The organism is Cryobacterium sp. RTC2.1, from assembly GCF_035018685.1.
Lineage (GTDB): Bacteria > Actinomycetota > Actinomycetes > Actinomycetales > Microbacteriaceae > Cryobacterium > Cryobacterium glucosi.
In genome coordinates this window covers 1-300 of record NZ_JASJXJ010000379.1, presented here as the reverse complement: position 1 = coordinate 300, position 300 = coordinate 1, and the positions used below count along the sequence as shown (strand labels likewise).

Annotated in this window: 1 pseudogene; it reads right to left on the bottom strand. The window is 70.3% G+C overall.

From position 1 onward, the window contains the following. Positions 1-272 (bottom strand): annotated as a pseudogene (locus QN357_RS19380) (HNH endonuclease); the annotation flags it as partial. Positions 273-300 lie beyond the last annotated feature (28 nt).

Below are 300 nucleotides of genomic sequence, written 5' to 3'. Positions count from 1 at the left end.
TCCGCCGCCAGCTGGGTCAGCGTGCGGGTTTCCTCCGGGCCCTGCAGGGTCAGCGCCGTGTCGAGGGTGCGGTGGTACGCGGCCTGCACCTTCTCCGCGTCCCCGGTCAGGTACAGGGAGGCCATTCCGTCGTTGAGGGCGTGGAACACCACGAGCCGGTCTTCGACGCTTTTCTGGTGCCGGGCGGTGATGGTTTCCGGGTGGGTGCGTTCCCGCACCCTTTGGGCCCGGTCGGCGAGCTTCGCCACGGTCAGCACTTCCGCGTCGGGCACGAGGACCTCCTCGAACACGGCCCGGGCC